Source organism: Streptomyces sp. SM1 (assembly GCF_002910825.1).
Taxonomy (GTDB): Bacteria; Actinomycetota; Actinomycetes; order Streptomycetales; family Streptomycetaceae; genus Streptomyces; species Streptomyces okerensis.
The window spans coordinates 1-18,162 of record NZ_NEUB01000921.1 but is presented as its reverse complement, the minus strand read 5'-3'; the positions used below and the strand labels follow the sequence as shown (position 1 = coordinate 18,162).

16 protein-coding genes are annotated in these 18,162 nt (G+C 68.9%); all 16 read left to right on the top strand.

Annotated elements, in window-relative coordinates; genetic code table 11:
- The coding region (locus B9S61_RS31505) for a transposase family protein (protein ID WP_146064936.1) at positions 1 to 372 on the top strand (372 nt) is incomplete at its 5' end.
- 153 nt (positions 373 to 525) lie between these two features.
- Positions 526 to 1,596 (top strand): hypothetical protein, encoded by a 1,071-nt coding sequence (locus B9S61_RS31500; RefSeq protein ID WP_258039962.1) that lies wholly within the window; start codon positions 526 to 528, stop codon positions 1,594 to 1,596.
- A 195-nt stretch (positions 1,597 to 1,791) separates the two neighbouring features.
- Positions 1,792 to 2,880 carry a hypothetical protein gene (locus B9S61_RS31495; protein WP_103545247.1) on the top strand — a complete coding sequence of 363 codons (1,089 nt, stop codon included), beginning with the start codon at positions 1,792 to 1,794 and terminating at the stop codon, positions 2,878 to 2,880.
- A gap of 21 nt (positions 2,881 to 2,901) precedes the next feature.
- Positions 2,902 to 3,630, top strand: coding sequence for a hypothetical protein (locus B9S61_RS31490; protein WP_103545246.1), 729 nt, complete (start codon positions 2,902 to 2,904; stop codon positions 3,628 to 3,630).
- Positions 3,631 to 3,641: 11 nt separating this feature from the next.
- Positions 3,642 to 4,409 carry a hypothetical protein gene (locus B9S61_RS31485; RefSeq protein ID WP_103545245.1) on the top strand — a complete coding sequence of 256 codons (768 nt, stop codon included), beginning with the start codon at positions 3,642 to 3,644 and terminating at the stop codon, positions 4,407 to 4,409.
- A gap of 96 nt (positions 4,410 to 4,505) precedes the next feature.
- Positions 4,506 to 5,609 carry a M14 family metallopeptidase gene (locus tag B9S61_RS31480; RefSeq protein ID WP_103545244.1) on the top strand — a complete coding sequence of 368 codons (1,104 nt, stop codon included), beginning with the start codon at positions 4,506 to 4,508 and terminating at the stop codon, positions 5,607 to 5,609.
- Between the two features lie 214 nt (positions 5,610 to 5,823).
- The gene (locus B9S61_RS31475; protein ID WP_103545243.1) at positions 5,824 to 7,155 is read left to right on the top strand and encodes an MFS transporter; all 1,332 of its coding nucleotides are present in this window, start codon (positions 5,824 to 5,826) and stop codon (positions 7,153 to 7,155) included.
- A 37-nt stretch (positions 7,156 to 7,192) separates the two neighbouring features.
- Entirely contained in the window at positions 7,193 to 8,428 is a 1,236-nt protein-coding gene (locus B9S61_RS31470; RefSeq protein ID WP_103545242.1) for an ATP-grasp domain-containing protein, read from the top strand.
- A gap of 184 nt (positions 8,429 to 8,612) precedes the next feature.
- Positions 8,613 to 9,938: a hydroxyacid-oxoacid transhydrogenase gene (locus B9S61_RS31465; protein ID WP_103545241.1), complete on the top strand. Its 1,326-nt coding sequence runs from the start codon at positions 8,613 to 8,615 to the stop codon at positions 9,936 to 9,938.
- Positions 9,939 to 9,993: 55 nt separating this feature from the next.
- Positions 9,994 to 11,451, top strand: coding sequence for an aldehyde dehydrogenase family protein (locus B9S61_RS31460; protein WP_258039961.1), 1,458 nt, complete (start codon positions 9,994 to 9,996; stop codon positions 11,449 to 11,451).
- 175 nt (positions 11,452 to 11,626) lie between these two features.
- On the top strand, positions 11,627 to 12,037 hold the full coding sequence (locus B9S61_RS31455) for a response regulator transcription factor (protein WP_258039960.1): 411 nt from the start codon (positions 11,627 to 11,629) through the stop codon (positions 12,035 to 12,037).
- A 105-nt stretch (positions 12,038 to 12,142) separates the two neighbouring features.
- Positions 12,143 to 13,117: a GlxA family transcriptional regulator gene (locus tag B9S61_RS31450; RefSeq protein WP_103545238.1), complete on the top strand. Its 975-nt coding sequence runs from the start codon at positions 12,143 to 12,145 to the stop codon at positions 13,115 to 13,117.
- 31 nt (positions 13,118 to 13,148) lie between these two features.
- Positions 13,149 to 14,198 (top strand): aspartate-semialdehyde dehydrogenase, encoded by a 1,050-nt coding sequence (locus tag B9S61_RS31445; protein WP_103545237.1) that lies wholly within the window; start codon positions 13,149 to 13,151, stop codon positions 14,196 to 14,198.
- On the top strand, positions 14,195 to 15,394 hold the full coding sequence (locus B9S61_RS31440) for an aspartate kinase (RefSeq protein ID WP_103545236.1): 1,200 nt from the start codon (positions 14,195 to 14,197) through the stop codon (positions 15,392 to 15,394). The genes B9S61_RS31445 and B9S61_RS31440 overlap by 4 nt, the downstream gene beginning before the upstream one ends.
- A 504-nt stretch (positions 15,395 to 15,898) precedes the next feature.
- Positions 15,899 to 17,221: an IS4 family transposase gene (locus tag B9S61_RS31435; RefSeq protein WP_103545235.1), complete on the top strand. Its 1,323-nt coding sequence runs from the start codon at positions 15,899 to 15,901 to the stop codon at positions 17,219 to 17,221.
- Positions 17,222 to 17,268: 47 nt separating this feature from the next.
- Positions 17,269 to 18,162: transposase (locus B9S61_RS31430; protein WP_146064868.1), on the top strand; the 894-nt coding region annotated here is incomplete at its 3' end.

The window sequence follows — 18,162 nt, the reverse complement described above, 5'->3', positions numbered from 1 at the left end:
ATCTGGGTCTCACCGGTCCGCCCGGGCCGCGAGCACGACACCACCTGCGCCCGCCACCACGGCCTGATCGATGCCCTCAACCGGATCGCTGCCGAGCTGGACATGCCGACCCTCGTCGACCTCGGCTACGAGAACGCCGGCGACGGTTTTCGCCACCCGCACAAGAAGCCCGCCGGAGGCGAGCTGACCGAGGCCCAGCAGACCTACAACAAGGTCATCCGCGGCGTCCACGGCGTCTGCGAGCGCGCCAACTCCCTGCTCAAGACCACCTTCAAGGCACTACGCCGGGTCAGCCTCGACCCCAGCCGCATCACGAAGATCGCCGCCGCAGCCCTCGTCCTGCTCCAGCTCGAGTACGACCGCACCATCTGATTAGTCACGCAACGTAATGATTCGTTACTGGCAAAGACTCACTTAGCGGCGGAAAAAGTGGAGGGACCATCGTCCTATAGCGGACCGACCCTGCGGCACGTCAAAGTAATGACCAGAGCGAGGAAATAAGCAGAGGTCAAGACGGGAGTGATCGTGTCCGCGCAGATAACCATCGATCCGGGCCGCTTCAGCCAGTTCGGCGAAGCCACCGGAAGCACCTTCTGTCTGATCACGAATTCCGAGCTCGTCGATCGGATCGAAGTCGTCAAAACGGCGCCGTACCGGGAATTCCTCACCATTACGCTGGACGTGGGGGACCGCTTCGAGGAAATCCTCGAAAAGAAAATTCCGGAACCCGCACACGTGCTGGTGATCTCTCCCCGCAGATTCTTCGAATCACCGGATCCCGATCTGGTGGGGCAGCGGAAGATCATGGGCATGGCATGCAACTCGACGCCCACCGGCTTCGATGAGATCCGGCACTTCCTCGGTGTGATGGAACGGACCTCGGCGGCCGACCAGGCAGCGTTCTGCGACACCTTCTTCGAGCTCGCCGAGGACGCGGACCACCTGGTGTACGTCGACCCCGTGCACGGCACCCGCGCCACTCTCGACCACCTGCGCGACGGCCTGGTGTGGAACCAGCAAGCCGGGCCGCTGGACTGGGGCGACCAGCAGATCGTCCCGTCCGGTGAGATCAGCGTACTGCCGGTCGAGATCAGGGAGTTCGACGAGGCCCTGAAGCTGCCGCTGGAGGGCGAGATCACCCTGCGCGGCTACCCGATCCTGCACAGCGGCACCCCCTCCTTCTCCCGGAGCGACCAGGCCCGCGTCCACTCCCAGCTCTGGGCGATGCACGACAACGCGATCAAGGCCACCGTCGAGGACGGCAGGATCAGGCGGCTGGAGGCGCTGGACGCCGGAGCGGCGCCGGCTGTGGCGATGATGGAGCAGATGTTCGCCGTGGACTCCCGCTACCGGATCGTCTGGGAGATCGGGCACGCCCTCAACACCTCGCACGACATTCTGCCCGGAAACCACGCCATGAACGAGGTGTACGGCGGCACGGAAGGCTGCCTGCACTTCGGCCTCGGGCTCACTCCGTACACCCAGTACCACCTGGACATCATTTCGCCCGACACCCGCGTGCTGACCAGCAATGGAGTCGCGGTGATCGGCCACCCGGACCACCCCACGGTCGAGAGGGTCGTGTCCACTGCATAGCGGATCACGACCGTTCGGCCGCCGGGGTGAATGCAAGAAAATAAATCAAACAGGAGGTGACTCCCCATGAAGAAGATCAAGGTGCAGAAGAACCGCAACTACCTGGGCACGCTCCTGGGCTGAGTGCCGACCCGTGGCGGGGCATGCGAAATGCCCCGCCACGGGGTTCCCGTCGTTTTTTCTAGGGAGTTCACCGTGCCACCGCTGGATTTCAGGACAAGCGACTTCGATCAGTTCGGCGAGCCGGTCGAGACATTCTGTCTCATCACGAGTGAACGGCACGGTGAGCCGTTTTCCCTACTTCCCGGTGGCGGGTGTTCCCGCGTACTCCACCTGACGCTTCCGCCCGCCACGCGTCTGGGCGAGCTGATCGCGCGGAGCGTTCCTCCGGACGCGCACGTTCTGGCGGTCTGTCCCGGGCGGTTCCTCGACTCGCCGACCCCGCAGGAGCTGGGCGGGCGCAAGCTGGCCGTGCTGCCGGCCGGGTCCACACCGCTGACCGACGAGCACGTCCGTTACTTCCTGGGCACCGCTGCCCGCACCGATGTCGCCCAACACGCGCGTGTGGCCGAGGAGTTCTTCGACCTGGTGGGCGACAGCGACCGGCTGACGATCGTCGACGACGCCTCCGGCACGGAGGCCGAGTTCGACCACACGGTCGGCGAGTGCGTCTGGAACCAGCAGGCGGGCGTCCTGGAAGCGGGTGATCAGCAGATCTTCCCCTCGGGCAAGCTGAGCGTCACCGCCGCGGACATCACCACCTTCGAACCGGAGGCCCGGCTGCTCGGCCTCAACGGGGACCTCACCCTGCGCGGGTGGCCGATCGTCCACCGCCACGAGGACCCGGCCGACGCCGCCGACCAGCAACGGCTGTTCGAAGCGCTCTCGCCGCTCGTCTCCAACGCTGTGACGCTGCACATCGCCGCCGGAAGCATCGAGGGCGTCACCCCGCAGACGCCGGGGGCGGCGTCGGCCGCTGAGGAGCTGGAGAAGCTCCTCACCGACGATCCGTGCTACCGCGTCATCTGGGAACTCGGCTTCGGGATCAACACCACCACGGAGATCATTCCGGCGAACTGCGGCCCGAACGAGGCGTACGGCGCCACCAGCGGCGTCGTGAACCTCGGCCTGGGAATCACGCCGGCCACGCGCTTCGCCCTGGCCTTCCTCTGCCCCCGCAACTCGCTGGTCACATCGGACGGAACCGCCGTCCTCGGCGCCCGCAAGGCGGTACGCCGCGGCCGGATGCAGCGCGTCTCCAGCGCGAGCTGCGGCTGCCACTGACCCCAAGGAGTGAAGCACGCCATGACGATCAACCCCGAACTGCGCAACAAGGTCGACGCGATCCTCGACACCTTCATCAAGGACTTCTACGAGACGGTCCCCTACGCTCAGCACCAGAAGAACTCCTCGGAGCTGAACCTCGACTACTACAGGCGCCACAACATCGAGACGATCCTGCGACTGCGCCGCAAGCGGACCGTGGACGCGCTGGCCATCAAGTACTTCACCAAGGTGGACCCGGTTCAGGCCAAGGCCTGGGCGCACTACACCGACGACGAGATGCTGCACGACCGGCTGTTCGCCGCCGACCTCGCCAAGGTCGGAGTCACCAAGGACCAGATCTACTCCACGGAGCCGCTGCTCTCGACCAAGCTGCTCACCGGATACCTCCAGTACGGCATGGAGTTCGAGGACAGCCCGCTGGCGCTGATCACCAGCGTGTACTTCGTGGAGTACGTCACCACGCGCACCCAGCCCGACTGGCTCGACAACCTGGGCAACGTCCTCGGCGAGGACAACGTCAAGGGCGCCCGCGCCCACGTCAACACCGACCTCGACGACGACCACGACGACTTCGTGTGGCGAGTGCTGTCCACGCTGGTCACGTCGGAGGCCGATGAACAGAAGGTCGCCGAGCACCTCGACCACATCTACTGGCTGTGGAAGCTCTACTTCGTGGAGCTGCACCAGCTCACCGTGCTCGGCAGGAGCGACGCCCAGGTGCCGCTGCCCACCTCGGCCGAGGTCTGAGCGAGGCAGCGGTGGCTGACGACAACCCTGCCACGCCTTCCGACGGGCGGCGGAGAGTCGAGGTACTGACTCTGCCGCCGGGCCGGGAGCTGCCGACCGAGACCGAGAAGTGGATCGTGGACGGTCTGGTACTCGCCATGCCGGGCCTGCACACCCGGCAGCTGTTCACGCTCCGCCGCGACATGCTGACGGAGGCCGACCATGTCGTCATCGGGGTGGACCGGCAGCGCGACCGGGTTATCTCGCTCCTCACCTCCCGATGGGCGGAGATCCCGTCGGGGCGGCCCTGTCTGCACATCATGATCCAGTTCGTGGGTGACGCGTACCGCAACGGCGCGATCTTCAAGGAGAGCTGGGCGCGGCACTTCGCCCGGCTGCTCGCCGACGGCCGTCCGTTCCCCGAGGTGATCGCGCTCAAGACGTACAACCCCGTGGTGCACTGCGCGATGTCGGCGTTCAGCGGTCATCCGGACGTCAGCATGTATCCGGACCTTGCGGGCAAGGACGACAGTCGGGCGGTCCTGGCGGCCGAGGTGAGCGAGGCACTCGCACCCGGAGCGGCCTTCGACCCGGCGCGCGGAGTCGTCCCGGGCATCGGCCGTCCGGTCGACCTGTACCGGGAGAGGCCGCTGAGCCATGTGCCCGAGGCCAACCGGTACTTCGCCGAGCACGCGGAGCCGGGCGACCGGGTGCTGTGCCTGCTGCACGTGCCCACGCAGGCGGGGGCGCACTCCATCCTCACGGCCCTGGGGCTGCCGTTGCCCTCCGGGCAGAGCTGAGCCCTGCCGGACGGGCCCGGTGGCTCCGGGCCCGTCGCCCGCATCACCGCTTCAGAAACTCCGGGGACGCAAGGCACTCCAGGAACGCGAGGCAGCATGGCAGACGTATTTCCCCTCGACTACTCCAGGGCACGCGCCGACTTCCTGGCCGCCGCCGAGGAGGCGGACGCACGCCTGAAGACCTTTTTCCTGCCCGGGCACAGGGGGCCCGATGGCGGCGAACTCTGCATCGACACCGCCTACGTGGGGCCGCCCGGCCCGGCGAAGCTCCTGGTGACGGTGTCCGGGACACATGGCATCGAAGGCTTCTGCGGTTCGGCCTGCCAGACCGGGGTCCTGCTGCGGGAAGGCGTCGCGAAGGCCGCGGCCGGGACCACGACCGGCGTGCTGCTCGTGCACGCCCTCAACCCGTACGGCTTCGCCTACCTGCGGCGCGTCAACGAGGAGAACGTCGACCTCAACCGGAACTTCATCGACCACGGTGCCCCGCCCCACAACGGCGCCTACGACGCCGTGCACCGCACGCTGGTGCCGGTGGACGCCGCCGGGTTCTCTCCCGGAGAGCTGGTCGCGAACCTCACCGCGCTCCGCGACCGGCTCGGCCCCCAGCGCCTCCAGGAGGCCGTGACCCGGGGCCAGTACCGCCACCCGGACGGCCTGTTCTACGGCGGACACACGCCGACCTGGTCCCGGCGGGTGTTCGAGACGGTGGTGGCCGAGCAGATCGCCGGCGCCGCCCACGTCGCCTACATCGACCTCCACACCGGGCTCGGCGAACGCGGCGTCGGCGAACCCATCTTCCGTGGCGGCCGCGACGCCGACGCCCTTCAGCGGGCCCGACGGTGGTACGGCGACGCGCTCACAGTCTCGGAGCACGGCACCTCCTCCTCCACGCCGATCGTGGGCAACACGGCGACCGCGGTGGCGGACGGCCTCGGCGCCGGCAGCCGACTGACCGCGATCACTCTGGAGTTCGGCACGCAGCCTGGCCCCGAGGTGCTGCTGGCGCTGTGCGCCGACACCTGGCTGCACCGGCAGCATCCCCCGAAGGACGCCGTCCGCTCCGACCTCAAGCGGCTGATCCGCGACGCCTTCTGCCCCGCGGACGACGCACGCTGGGGCGAGCAGGTCCTCCAGCGGGCACGTGAGGTCTTCGGCCAGGCCGTCGTCGGCCTCGCCGACACCTGCCCGGCCGAGTAGGGACGGGGCGGGCCTTCGCGGAGCTCTTCGGCACCGGGCCGGCCCGGGCGTGGCGATCGGCCGCCCTGCTCATCGCGGTGTGCGCCGAGCGGGCCCGGCCGGGCGGTGGCGCGTGTACGCCCCGTTCGGCGGGACCGGCGCGTGGCAGGAATTCGTGGAGGTCTGTCAGCAAGGTCACTGTTGCCGCTCACCCGCCGTATCGCAGAGTAATCACATGGTCAGTAGCGATACAACGCCCGCGGAGGACCGGACAGGGCCGGCGCACGCCGGAGTCAAAACGGTCTGGCGGGAGTCGCCGACCGCAGTGAAGTCCCTGCTCGTCGGCACGATGGTGAACCGGCTCGGCGGCTTCATCCAGGTCTTCATGGTCCTGTACATGACCCAGCGGGGCTTCTCCACCTCGCAGGCGGGCGTCGCGCTCGGCGTCTACGGCGCGGGCACCGTGCTGGGAGTGCTGACCGGCGGCTGGCTGTCCGACCGGATCGGCCCGCGTTCGACCATCATGTGGACCCTGGTGAGCTCGGCGGTCCTGCTGCCCACCGTCCTGTACCTGGACAGCTACGTGATGATCCTGGCGGTCATCGCGGTCGGCGGCGCGCTCAGCCAGGCTTATCGGCCCGCCTCCACCAGCATGATCAGCGAACTCATCCCCGCCGAACGCCAGGTCATGATCTTCGCCATGGTCCGGATGGCGATCAACCTCGGCACCACGGCGGCACCGCTCCTGGGCGCGGCCATGGTCCAGGTGTCGTGGGACTTCCTGTTCTGGGGCGAGGCAGCGGCGGTCCTCGTGTTCGCGGCGGTGGCCGCGGTGACCCTGCCCCGGACCGGGCAGTCCGCGGCCGACGACAGGAGCACGGCAGAGGCCGGCCCGTCGCAGGAGCGCAAGGCCAGCTATCTGACGGTGCTCGCCGACCGGCGCTATCTCTTCTTCCTGCTGGCGATGTTCGCCAGCTCCATGATCTACATCCAGTACGTCTCCACCCTGCCGCTGATGATCAAGGACCTCGGCCTGAGCACCGCCGTGTACGCGGCGATGGTCGCGCTCAACGGCGCGCTCGTCATCACCTGTGAGCTGCTGGTCGCCAAGGTCGTGCAGCGCTGGCCGGCCCGGATCGCGGTGATCGCCGGCGTGGGCCTGACCGGCATCGGCATGAGCCTGTACGCCTTGCCCTGGGGGCTCGCCGCGCTGGTGATCGCAACCCTCGTGTGGTCGCTCGGCGAGATCGTCGGCTATCCCACCCTCTTCTTCGCCTACCCGGCACAGGCCGGACCGCCCGAACTGCGAGGCCGCTACTTGGGCGCGTCCAACTCCCTGTACGGACTGGGCACCGCGGTCGGCCCGTTCCTCGGCGTCATGGTCTGGAGCGAGTTCGGCAACGGCCTGTGGCTCGGGTGCGGGGCAGTCGGACTGCTCGCGGTGGGCGCCGCGTGGCTCGGCGTACGCCCGGTGGACGCCGCCCGCGAGGCGCCGCAGGAGGAGCCGGACACCCGCGCCGGGCCCGTGGGACGCCTCGACGACACGGAGGCCGCCGCCGACGCATGAGGCACGTGGGAGTTGTCGCAACCTCAGGAGGAAAGAAATGCCCAGTTACGTGATTCTCGTCGACCCCTACTCCGGCGCGGCCGAGTACGCGAACGCCTTCCGTGAGCGAGGCGTCGAACCGGTGGCCGTGCTGAGCACACCAGGTCCCCTGAACTCCTACCGGCGCACCTGGACGCCGGAGAAGTTCTTCCGGACGCACCACTACGACGGCGACTTCGAAGAGCTCGTACGGACGGTGAAGGGCTACGAGCCGGTAGCCATCGTGCCGGGCAACGAGTCCGCGGTCATGCTGGTGGACGAGCTGGTAGATGTCCTCATGCCGGGCATGGGCAACGCGCTCGAACTGTCCGAGGCGCGTCGGGACAAATGGCCCATGGCGCGGACCGTCGAGGCGGCCGGCATCCCCCATCTGCGGCAGATCGCCACCGCCGACCCGGAAGAGGTCGCCGCCTGGCTCGCCGGCAACGGCCTGGAGGGCCGGGCCCTGGTGCTCAAGCCGCGCCGCAGCGGTGGCACGGACGACGTACACAAAGTGGACGCAGAGGAGGACTGGAGGCCGACCTTCGACCGTCTCCTCGGCTCCGTCAACCGATTCGACATCGTCAACGACACTGTGCTCGTACAGGAGTTCGCGGCGGGCACCGAGTACATCGTCGACACCTACTCGGTGGACGGACAGTTCGGCCTGGTCTCGGTCAGTCGCTACAGCAAGTCCGCGAAGAACGACCGCATCGGGATCTACGACGCGGTCGACTACCTGGAGCCGGACGATCCCATCGCGGCGACGCTCGGCGAGTACACCCGGCAGGTGGCGCAGGCCGTCGGGATTCGCACCGGCTGCACGCACACCGAGATCATGCTTACGGCAGACGGCCCGCGGCTGATCGAGATCGCCGCCCGGCTGGCCGGAAGCGGTCTGCAGTACTCCGCCCGGCTGGCCACCGGGGACAGCCAGATCGACCGCACGGTCCGCCACCACCTGGACGGCACGTTCACCCCGTCGTACCGGATCGCGCAACCGACGCGGGTGCTCTGGCTGTCCAGCCCGGACGCGGGGACCCTGGCCGACGTGGAGGCGCTGGACGCGCTCCAGGACCTGTCCACATTCCAACGGCTCGGCCTGCCCTACCGCAACGGAGAGCAGGTCCCGCGCACGGAGGACCTGTTCACCAGCCTCGGCTGGGTCATCCTTGCCGGGCCGAACCAGGACGCCCTCGACACGGACACCGCGCGGGTCCGGGAGATCGAGAAACGGGTGACCGTGATGACCTGACACCGGGCCGGTCCCGCTATAGGACCAGAGTCCTATAGCGGGACCGAGACCGACTGAATAGTGTGGCCCTCACTCGGTCAAATTCTGTGTGAACGGCGACCTGATTTCGCCAGGTGGCCGAGTCGTCCGACTGTGCGTCGCCGTTCGCCACATTTTTTCGCGGTCGGGTTTCCAAGTTCAGTGAATGAGGGCGGAGCGGACTGTGGAGTCGTTCGGGTGGGGCGGAAATGCGCCGGAGCAGGAACGAATAATCAGTTGGCAGGCTCCACCGCTGAGATTCGGTGTCGGCGCCACCCGGGAGATCGGCCACGAGTTACGCAAGGCCGGTATGACGTCGGTGCTGTTGGTGACCGACCCTGTCCTGGCTGGTCTCGGTCTGCCCGCCCGGGTCGCCAAGTGGATCGAGCAGGAGGGGATCTCGGTCGCGTTGTTCGACCGGGCCCGGGTGGAACCCACCGACGAGAGCTGCGCCGAGGCGGCTCGTGAACTGGAATCCCTCCAGGTGGACGGCTACGTCGGTCTCGGCGGCGGCAGCTCGATCGACACTGCCAAGATGCTGAACCTGCTGCTCAGTCACCCCGGCCGCCCGGTACGCGACTACCTGAACGCGCCGATCGGCGCCGGGGCCCCGATCCCCGGCCCGCTCAAGCCGCTGGTGGCGGTGCCCACCACGGCCGGCAGCGGCAGCGAGTGCACCGCCATGGTGGCCCTCGGTGTCACGGGCCTGAACGTGAAGACGGGGATCAGCGACCTGCGACTGCTGCCGTCCCTGGCCCTGGTCGACCCGGTGAACACCCTGACACTGCCTCCGGCGGTCACCGCCTCTTCGGGCTACGACGTCCTGACGCACGCCTGCGAGTCGTATACGGCACGCGCCTACGACCGGCGCCCCCCGTACCCCACGCCCGGGGACCGGCCGCTGTACATCGGTGCCAATCCGATCAGCGACGTGTGGGCGGAGCAGGCGCTGGAACTGGTGGGCCGCTACTTCAGGCGAGCCGTGCTCAACCCCGCCGATCTGGAAGCGCGTACGGCTATGAGCCGGGCGGCGAGCTTTGCGGGGATGGGATTCGGCAATGCCGGAACCCACATTCCGCACGCCTGCGCCTACCCGATAGCCGGGCTGGTTCGCGACTACCGACCGGACGGATACGAAGTCGACCATGCCATGGTGCCGCACGGAGCCGCAGTCGTCTCCACTGCGGCGGCGGCCTTCGAGTTCACGTACCCGACCTCTCCCGAACGTCATCTGCGCGCTGCCGAATTGCTCGGGGCGAACCTCAACGGCGTGAGTGAGGCCAATGGTTCGGACGTGCTTCCGGCCACGTTGCTGAGCATCGTCGCGGACACCGGAGGGCCCGCCGGGCTGCGGGACTTCGGCTATTCCACGAAGGATCTCCCCGAACTTGTCGAAGGTGCGTTCAAACAGCAGCGACTGCTGGTGTGCTGCCCACGTGACGTCACCTCACGCGACCTCCGGAGAATCATCGCCGGTTCGATGGCCGACTGACACCGAAGCAATGCGGCGGCCCCCCTCCCACCGCGCCAAGGAGCTGGATGCACCCGTGAGTGAAGCAGCAATACCGGAGTACACGGCTGTCATCGCGGGGAAGAAGGTTCCCTCCACGCGGTGGATCGACGTCCTCGATCCCTCGAACGCCCGCCCTCTCGCGCGCGTTGCCCGCTGCGGCCCGGACGAGGTCCGGGCGGCCGTGGAGGCGGCCCGGCTCACGTACGAGACGGTCTGGCGGTTCACGACGCCGGTGGAGCGCTCCCGGGTCTGCCATCGCATCGCCGATGCCCTGCGGGCCGAGCGCAAGGACTTGGCCAGACTGGAGACGCTCGACACCGGCAAACCGTTCAGCCAGGCGCTGGCCGACGCCGACGTCGCAGCCCGGTACTTCGACTTCTACGCCAACGCCGTCGAGGCACTCGGCGGGGAAACGATTCAGCAGCAGCCGGGTCGCCTGGCCTTCACCCTGCGCGAGCCCTACGGCGTGTGCGGGCACATCATTCCGTGGAACTATCCGCTGCAGATCGCCGCCAGGACTGTGGCACCCGCTCTCGCGGCAGGAAACTGCTGTGTTCTCAAGCCGGCCGAGGAGGCACCGTTGACCTCGCTCCGGTTGGCCGACATTGTTGAGGAAGCGGGGCTCCCGACGGGAGCCCTGAACGTCGTGCCGGGCTACGGAAGGGAAGCGGGCGCCGCACTCGCCGCGCATCCCGACGTGGACCGCCTCGCCTTCACCGGTTCGCGGGAGGTCGGCGAGGCGGTGATGAGTGCGGCGGCGCGGAACATCGTGCCGGTCACACTGGAGCTCGGAGGGAAGTCGCCGCACATCGTGCTCCCCGACTTCGACGCCGCGCGAGCGGTGCCGCAGATCGTGGAGTCGATCACCGAGCATGCCGGGCAGAACTGCTCGGCCGGAAGCCGGCTGCTCGTCCACCGGTCCGTCCACGACGAGTTGGTCGACGCACTAGCTGAAAGGTTTCGTTCCCTGCGTATCGGCCCGGGTATCGGCGATCCCGACGTGGGTCCGCTCATCTCCGCGAAACAGCGCGACAGGGTACTCGGCTACCTGGCCGAGGGCCGACGGGACGCCGTGGTCCGCGTCGGCGGTGGAGTACCCGAAGGGGAGACGTACACCGAGGGTTTCTATGTGGAGCCCACCATCCTCGATCAGGTGACCCCGGAACACCGGGCTTTCAATGAGGAGATATTCGGTCCGGTCCTCTGCGTGACGGGCTTCGACTCGCTGGACGAAGCGGTCAAACTCGCGGAACACACGACGTACGGTCTGGCCGCCGGAATCTGGACGTCCGACGTGACAACTGCCCACTGGCTCGTCCAGCGGCTGAGGGCGGGGCAAATCTTTGTGAACAACTACAGCGCGGCCGGGGGAGTCGAGCTGCCGTTCGGTGGCTACCGACGCTCGGGAATAGGAGTGGAGAAGGGGCTGGTGGCGTTGCGCGAATACACGCGGTGCAAGACGGTGGCGATCCACGCAGAGCTTCCTTCCTGACCTCTTGCGTCGACTCATCTGCCCATTCTGGGACTTAGGAGAAGAGCGGTTCGTTCGATTCACCTCACGGGAGGGAGTTCATCTGATGTCGCGTGTTGCGCGAGGGTCGGTCGTGGAGTTGCGAGGCCAACGGTGTTGCCAGTTATGCGGGGGGCCCACGCAGCCAGTGGTGGCCTTGGCCGAAGTCGTCGCCAAGGTGCACAGGGCGCTGGACGAGGCGCAGCTCGCCCTCGAATCCCAGGAGCAGTTGATCGAGGATCTGCGGGCCGACGACGTCGGCCGGTCACAGGGCGCCGTCGACCCGCCCCCCTCCGAGGAAGCGCTCGCGGCCCGGCGAGCACTCGCCCTGCTGACGGCCCGCGAACGCCAGATTCTGGTGCTCATCTCCCAGGGCAATTCGAATCGGTGCGTGGCTAAGGAACTCGGCATATCGGAGAAGACGGTGAAGAACCATTTGACTGCGATCTTCACGAAGGTCGGCGCATCCGATCGCACACAAGCCGTGGTGATGGGCATCCGTAGCGGAATCGTCTCCATCGGTGAGCCCTTCAATGATGCGTCCGGTCCCATCGGCGCGAATGAGTGACTCCCAGGCGCTTCAAGGGCCACGTTGTGAGTATGAGGGCAAATCCAGCCGCGGGGACAGCGGGCGGGCTGTCAGATCACCATGTATTACTGCCATATTGGTCCCATGCTGAAAAACGTAGTCGCGGTCTTGTTCGACGACGTCCATCCGTTCGAACTGGGGGTCGTGTGCGAAGTATTCGGGATCGACCGCCAGGAGGAGGGGCTGCCCGCGTACGACTTCGCGCTCGTCGCCGCGGAATCCTCGTCCGTACGGGCCGTGCCGGGATTCACCATCAGCACGCCCCACGGGCTCGACCGGCTGGAAGCCGCCGATCTCATCGCCATCCCGGTGGGGGACGACTTCCACACCCGGGAATTCCCGCCCGCCCTTCTGGAGGCCCTGCGTCAGGCGGTGGCCCGCGGTGCCAGGGTGGTCAGCGTCTGTGTCGGCGCCTTCGTCCTGGGTGCTGCGGGGCTGCTCGACGGAAGGCGCTGCACCACACACTGGCGGTACGCCGACGCACTCGCCGAGCGCTACCCCAAGGCCCGGGTCGAACCAGGCGTGCTCTACGTCGATGAGGACCCGATCCTCACGTCGGCCGGCACCTCCGCGGGGATCGACGCCTGCCTCCACCTGGTGCGCAAGCTCCAGGGCAGCGACGTCGCCAACGCCATCGCCCGCCGCATGGTGGTGCCCCCGCACCGGGAGGGCGGCCAGGCCCAGTACGTCGAACGGCCGGTGGCGCACTACGGGGAGGACGGCGTGCGTGAGGTGCTGGCCTGGGCCGACCAGCACCTGGACCAGGAGATCAGCGTCGAGCAGTTGTCGGCGCGGGCCTGCATGTCGCCGCGCACCTTTGCCCGCCGCTTCCGGATGGAGACCGGGACCACCCCCTACCGCTGGCTGCTGGCCCAGCGGGTGCTGAGCGCCCAGCGGCTGCTGGAGAACACCGACGAGACGATGGAGGCGGTGGCGGCACGTACCGGATTCGCCAACGCGGCTTCCCTGCGGCACCAGTTCGTACGGCTCCTCAACACCACCCCCAACGCGTACCGGCGCGCTTTCCGGGGCCGGGTACCCGACACAACCACGCACTGACCCCCCTGCGGGGTCGATCAGGAGGACGGGAATGCTGCGCATCGCGGTAGTGGGCGCCACCGGATCAGTGGGCCGGGAGTGTCTGGCCCTGCTCGACGGCGGGATCGTGCCCGTGGAACAGGTGGTGCCCGTGGGGTCGGCGCGCAGCGTCGGCCGGGACCTGGGCACCGAACTGGCGCTGTCCCTGCCCATGGCGGAACTGGTCACCCTCGACGACCTGGACCCCCGGGGGCTGGATGTCGCCATTTTCTCCGCGGGCGCGGAAGTGAGCGGCCGGGAGGCGGAACGGCTGGCCTCGGCGGGGGTGCTGGTCGTCGACAACAGTTCCGCCTTCCGGATGCGACCGGACGTCCCGCTCGTGGTACCGCACGTCAACCCCGGTGCGCTCGACGACCGGCCGGGGTCCAACCTGGTGGCCAACCCCAACTGCTCGACCATCCAACTGGTGCGGGCTCTGAACCCGTTGCATGAACTGGCGGGTCTGGAGAGCGTCGTGGTGGCGACCTACCAGGCGGCGTCCGGCGGCGGCGTGCACGGCTTGCGGGAACTGGCGGATGGCTCCAGGGCCATCCTGGACGACCCCCGTGCGCAGGGCGCGCCCGGCGGGCGCTTCGGGCAACCTCTGCCCTTCAACCTCGTACCCGAAATAGGGCTTCAGGACGACACCGGGCTCACGCACGAGGAACGCAAACTCGTCCGTGAACCACGCAAGATCCTCGGCCTGCCCGACCTTCGGGTGAGCGCCACGGCGGTGCGGGTGCCGGTCTTCGACTGCCACTCCGAGGCTGTGCACATCCGGCTGCGTACGCCGGTCACCACCGCGTCCGTCGAGGCGGCCCTGGCCGCGACGCCCGGCCTGCGGGTCTACCGCCGGTCGGAGAGCCCCTCCTACCCCATGCCCCGTACCGTCTTCGCCCGGCCCGAGGACCGGGCCATGGTCCACGTCGGCCGCATCCGCGTCGAGCCGGAGGACGACAGGGCGGTGGCACTCTGGGTGGTCGCCGACAATCTGTGGGTGGGGGCCGCGCTGAACGCGCTGCAGATCGTGGAACGCGCCGTGAAGAACGGGTGGCTCGCATGACGGCCCGCCGCACGTCCAACAACCGTCCCCTGGTGCTGAAATTCGGCGGCTCCGCCTTCGCCGACCTCGACGGCTACCACCGGGTGGCCCGGTACGCGGTGCGCCGCAGCACCGAGGAGCAGCGCCCGCTGGTCGTCGTGGTGAGCGCCATGTCCGGCACCACGGGCAGACTCCAGCAGACCCTGGACGCCGTGTCCGCCGACCCGCCCGCCCACGCCGCCGCGATGCTCCTGACCACCGGCGAAACGGTGAGCGTCGCCCTGCTCGTGGCCGCACTCGATGCCGAGGGCGTGCCCGCATGCCCACTCCCGGCGGCGGGCACCGGGCTCTTCGCCGAGGGGCCCGCCGACCGGGCGGGACTGAACTCGGCCGATCCCGACGCGCTGTCCAAGGCTCTGGCCGACTGCCCGATCGCGGTCGTCCCCGGCGGCCAGGCGGTCGACGCGGCCGGGCGGATCGTCATGCTGGGCCGCAACAGCTCGGACCTCTCGGCGGCTGCGACGGCCGCCGCGCTCGGCGCCGACACGTGCGAGCTCTTCTCCGACGTGCCCGGGGTGTGCACCGCCGACCCCCACCTGGTGCCGGAGGCCCGCACCCTTTCCCGCATCAGTTATGAGGGGGTGCGCCGGATGTCCCGTCACGGCGCCAAGGTCGTCCACGAGGGCGCCGTGGACTGGGCGGAGCGCGGAGGGGTGCGGCTGTTGTGCCGTCCCTTTCCCTGGAGCGAGAGCCCGGAGCGCGGGACCGCGGTGGGGACGGGCCCGGAGGCGGCTGCGGTCGTCGTGCACAAGGACAGTGACGTGTGGTGCTTCCGGTCCGGTCGGGAGCGCCGTGCGGTGGCCGGACGACTGCGCGCCGAGGGCTTGGGCGGCACCGAGTTCGACACCGCGGGCGAGGCATGTCTCACGGTGCCGACCGGAGCGCGGGGCGCACCCCGGCACCTGCGGACCGCCCGCCGCCTCGACGGCCTGTGCCTGGTCACCACTCTGCGGGTGGACGGGCGGGCCGAACATACGGTGGTGCCGCGCTCCGACGCCGCGGCCGAGGCCCGCCGGCGCCACGTGCTGCTGTACCCGGACCTCGCGGGGGCCCCGGGATCGGCCGTTCCCCCCCCGGCCAAGGCCCGTTCCCCGCACAGCGATCTCCTGGTCGGCCGGGGCCCCGCCCCCGCCCTGGAGGACAAGCCGCTGGACTGACCCCTGGCCGGGCGGCAAACGCGGGACGCCCGGCGGTACGGCCGACGGGGCACTCCGCATCGACCGGCCACGGATCAACCGGGACAAGCACCCGACAGATCAGGGGCCCTCTTCTGACGACCGCCGTCCTCCGAACCCGGGCCCCGCCCGGTCACAACAAAGGTGGTTTAATTACTTCGCCGTCAGTGGAGTAGGGCAACCTCCAACCGGCCGAGCGGCGCACCGACGCCGCACCCACCCAGACAACGAGCGACGGCCAGCGCACAAGGGCATCAAGGCGCTGGCCGTCAGTGTTCTCTCACAGAAAGAACTGAACCGCTCCGGGGTTAGTACCAATGTCGTGAAGTTAACGGGTCTCGTGGGTTGTCCAGGGGCCTGTAGGTGAGGGTTTGGCCGGACATGAAGAGCGGAGCCCCGGTAGAACTGGCAGTCGACCAAGACAGCCGTTCACAAAGACCGGAGGCACCGCTGTCCGGACAGTCTGCCATCACCCGTGCCGTTACGGTGGCCGGAGGCCGGTTCGCGCCCGGTCATCTCGGTGAACTTACCCAGCTTGTGCCCTTCGAGATGGTCGATGAGGCGCTGAGCGCGACCAGGGCTGTGCAGTCGCGGCTGCGGGATCTGCCCTCCCGGGTCGTGATCTACCTGGTCCTGGCCGCGTGCCTGTTCCCGGAGGTGGGATACCCCGGCGTGTGGCGCAAGCTCACCGGGGCGCTCGTCGGCTTACCGCTGGTCGCGCCCACGGCGAGCGCGCTGGCCCAGGCCCGCCGACGTGTCGGCAGCAAGCCGCTGCGGTGGCTGTTCGACCTGCTGCGCGGGCCCGCCGCAACCCCGCACGGACCACAGACCCACTGGCGCGGGCTGCTGGTGGTCGCGCTCGACGGCACCACCATGACCGTGCCCGACAGTCCCGCCGTCCTGACCAGGTTCACCAAGCAGGCGGGCAACCACGGCGGGACCGGCTACCCGCAGATCCGCCTCCTCGCCCTGGTCGCCTGCGGCACCCGCCCCCTCATCGACGCCGTCTTCGGCCCCACCACCGCGGGCGAGACCACCTACGCCCCCCGCCTGCTGCCCAGCCTCCGGCCGGGGATGATCCTGCTGGCCGACCGCAACTTCGCCGCCCAGAAACTGGTGGCCGGTATCGCGGACACCGGAAGCGAGGTCCTGGTCCGGCTCAAGAACGGCCGCCGGATGCCGGCCCTGGCCCGCTACCGGGACGGCTCCTACCTCTCGGTGCTCGGACCGGTACGGGTTCGTGTCGTCGACTGCGAGATCACCATCACCACCACCGCCGGGAAGCACACCGGTCTCTACCGGCTGGCCACCACCCTGCTCGACCACAACCGCCACCCGGCAGCCGAACTCGCCACCCTGTATCACCAGCGCTGGGAGATCGAAACCGCCTACCTGGAACTGAAGTCGACCATTCTGGGCGGCCGCGTCCTGCGGGCCCGTACCCCCGAAGGCGTCGAGCAGGAGATCTACGCGCTGCTGGTGGTCTACCAGCTGCTACGGACGGCCATGGCGGATGCAACCAGCACCCGGCCCGGCACCGATCCGGACCGGGCCGGCTTCACCATCGCCTGGCAGGCCGCCCGCGACCAGATCATCCTGGCCGCGGGCGTCATCGCCGACACCGTCATCGACCTGGCAGGCACCATCGGCCGACACGTCCTGGCCGCACTGCTGCCCGCACGACGGCTCCGCGTCAGCCCCCGGATCGTCAAACGCGCCATCTCCAAGTACCAGGCCCGGGGCCCTCGCATCGACCGGAGCGACTCTGGTGCGCAATTCCTGACGCGGAGTCCGATGGCTGCGGCATGATCGGCCCTGCGGCCGGTTTCCCCGTTCCTCGGCCGCAGGGGTGAGAGATGTCGATGCAGCCCAAGGCCCTGCCACCGGTACCGGAGCAGACCGCGAAGATCGCCCGCAAGGCTTTCCCCAAAGGGAGCCTGCCGATACGGGTCCGCGACCGGCTGGCCGAGGTGTTCGCCGACGAGCCGTTCGCCGAGGCGTTCGGTACGCGCGGCGCCCCTGGGCTGTCGCCGGGTGTGCTGTCGCTGGTGACGGTGCTGCAGTTCGCTGAGAACTTGACCGACCGGCAGGCCGCGGCCATGACGGTGCGGGCCATCGACTGGAAGTACGCCCTCGGGATGGAGCTCGCCGACACCGGCTTCGATCACACCGTGCTGCCCCGCTTCCGCGCCCGCCTTGCCGAACACGGCCTGGAACGAGTGGTGTTCGACCGGCTGCTGGAGTACTGCAAGGATGCCGGCCTGGTGGCCGCCGGCGGCAGGCAGCGCACCGACGCCACCCACGTCATCGGCGCGGTGCGGGACCTGAACCGCACGGAGCTGGCCGGGGAGAGCGTCCGCGCGGCCCTGGAAGCACTCGCGGTCGCGGCACCGTCCTGGTTGTCGGACACGATCGACGTGGCGGAGTTCGCCCACCGCTACGGCGAGCGGATCAACGGCTGGACGATGCCGTCGTCCCAGACCAAGCGCGAGAAGCTGGCCCACGTCTTCGGCCAGGACGCCCTGACGCTGTGCCGGGCGGCCTACGCGCCTGCCGCCCCGCCCTGGATCCGCGACATCGAGGCCGTGCAGACCCTGCGGCAGGTGCTGGTGCAGACCTACTACCTGCACACCGATGCGCGCGGGCGGGAGGTGGTCAGGAAGCGGGAGGCCGAGACAGACGGCGTCCCGCCCGGCAGTATCCGCCTGGCCTCCCCCTACGACACCGACGCGCGCTGGGCCGCCAAGGGC

What these genes read in the sequence shown, in the direction of transcription:
- B9S61_RS31490 (WP_103545246.1), top strand. Translation starts at nt 2,902, where the DNA reads ATGACGATCAACCCCGAACTGCGCAACAAGGTCGACGCGATCCTCGAC.
- B9S61_RS31480 (WP_103545244.1), top strand. Translation starts at nt 4,506, where the DNA reads ATGGCAGACGTATTTCCCCTCGACTACTCCAGGGCACGCGCCGACTTC.
- B9S61_RS31475 (WP_103545243.1), top strand. Translation starts at nt 5,824, where the DNA reads ATGGTCAGTAGCGATACAACGCCCGCGGAGGACCGGACAGGGCCGGCG.
- B9S61_RS31470 (WP_103545242.1), top strand. Translation starts at nt 7,193, where the DNA reads ATGCCCAGTTACGTGATTCTCGTCGACCCCTACTCCGGCGCGGCCGAG.
- B9S61_RS31465 (WP_103545241.1), top strand. Translation starts at nt 8,613, where the DNA reads ATGAGGGCGGAGCGGACTGTGGAGTCGTTCGGGTGGGGCGGAAATGCG.
- B9S61_RS31450 (WP_103545238.1), top strand. Translation starts at nt 12,143, where the DNA reads ATGCTGAAAAACGTAGTCGCGGTCTTGTTCGACGACGTCCATCCGTTC.
- B9S61_RS31445 (WP_103545237.1), top strand. Translation starts at nt 13,149, where the DNA reads ATGCTGCGCATCGCGGTAGTGGGCGCCACCGGATCAGTGGGCCGGGAG.
- B9S61_RS31440 (WP_103545236.1), top strand. Translation starts at nt 14,195, where the DNA reads ATGACGGCCCGCCGCACGTCCAACAACCGTCCCCTGGTGCTGAAATTC.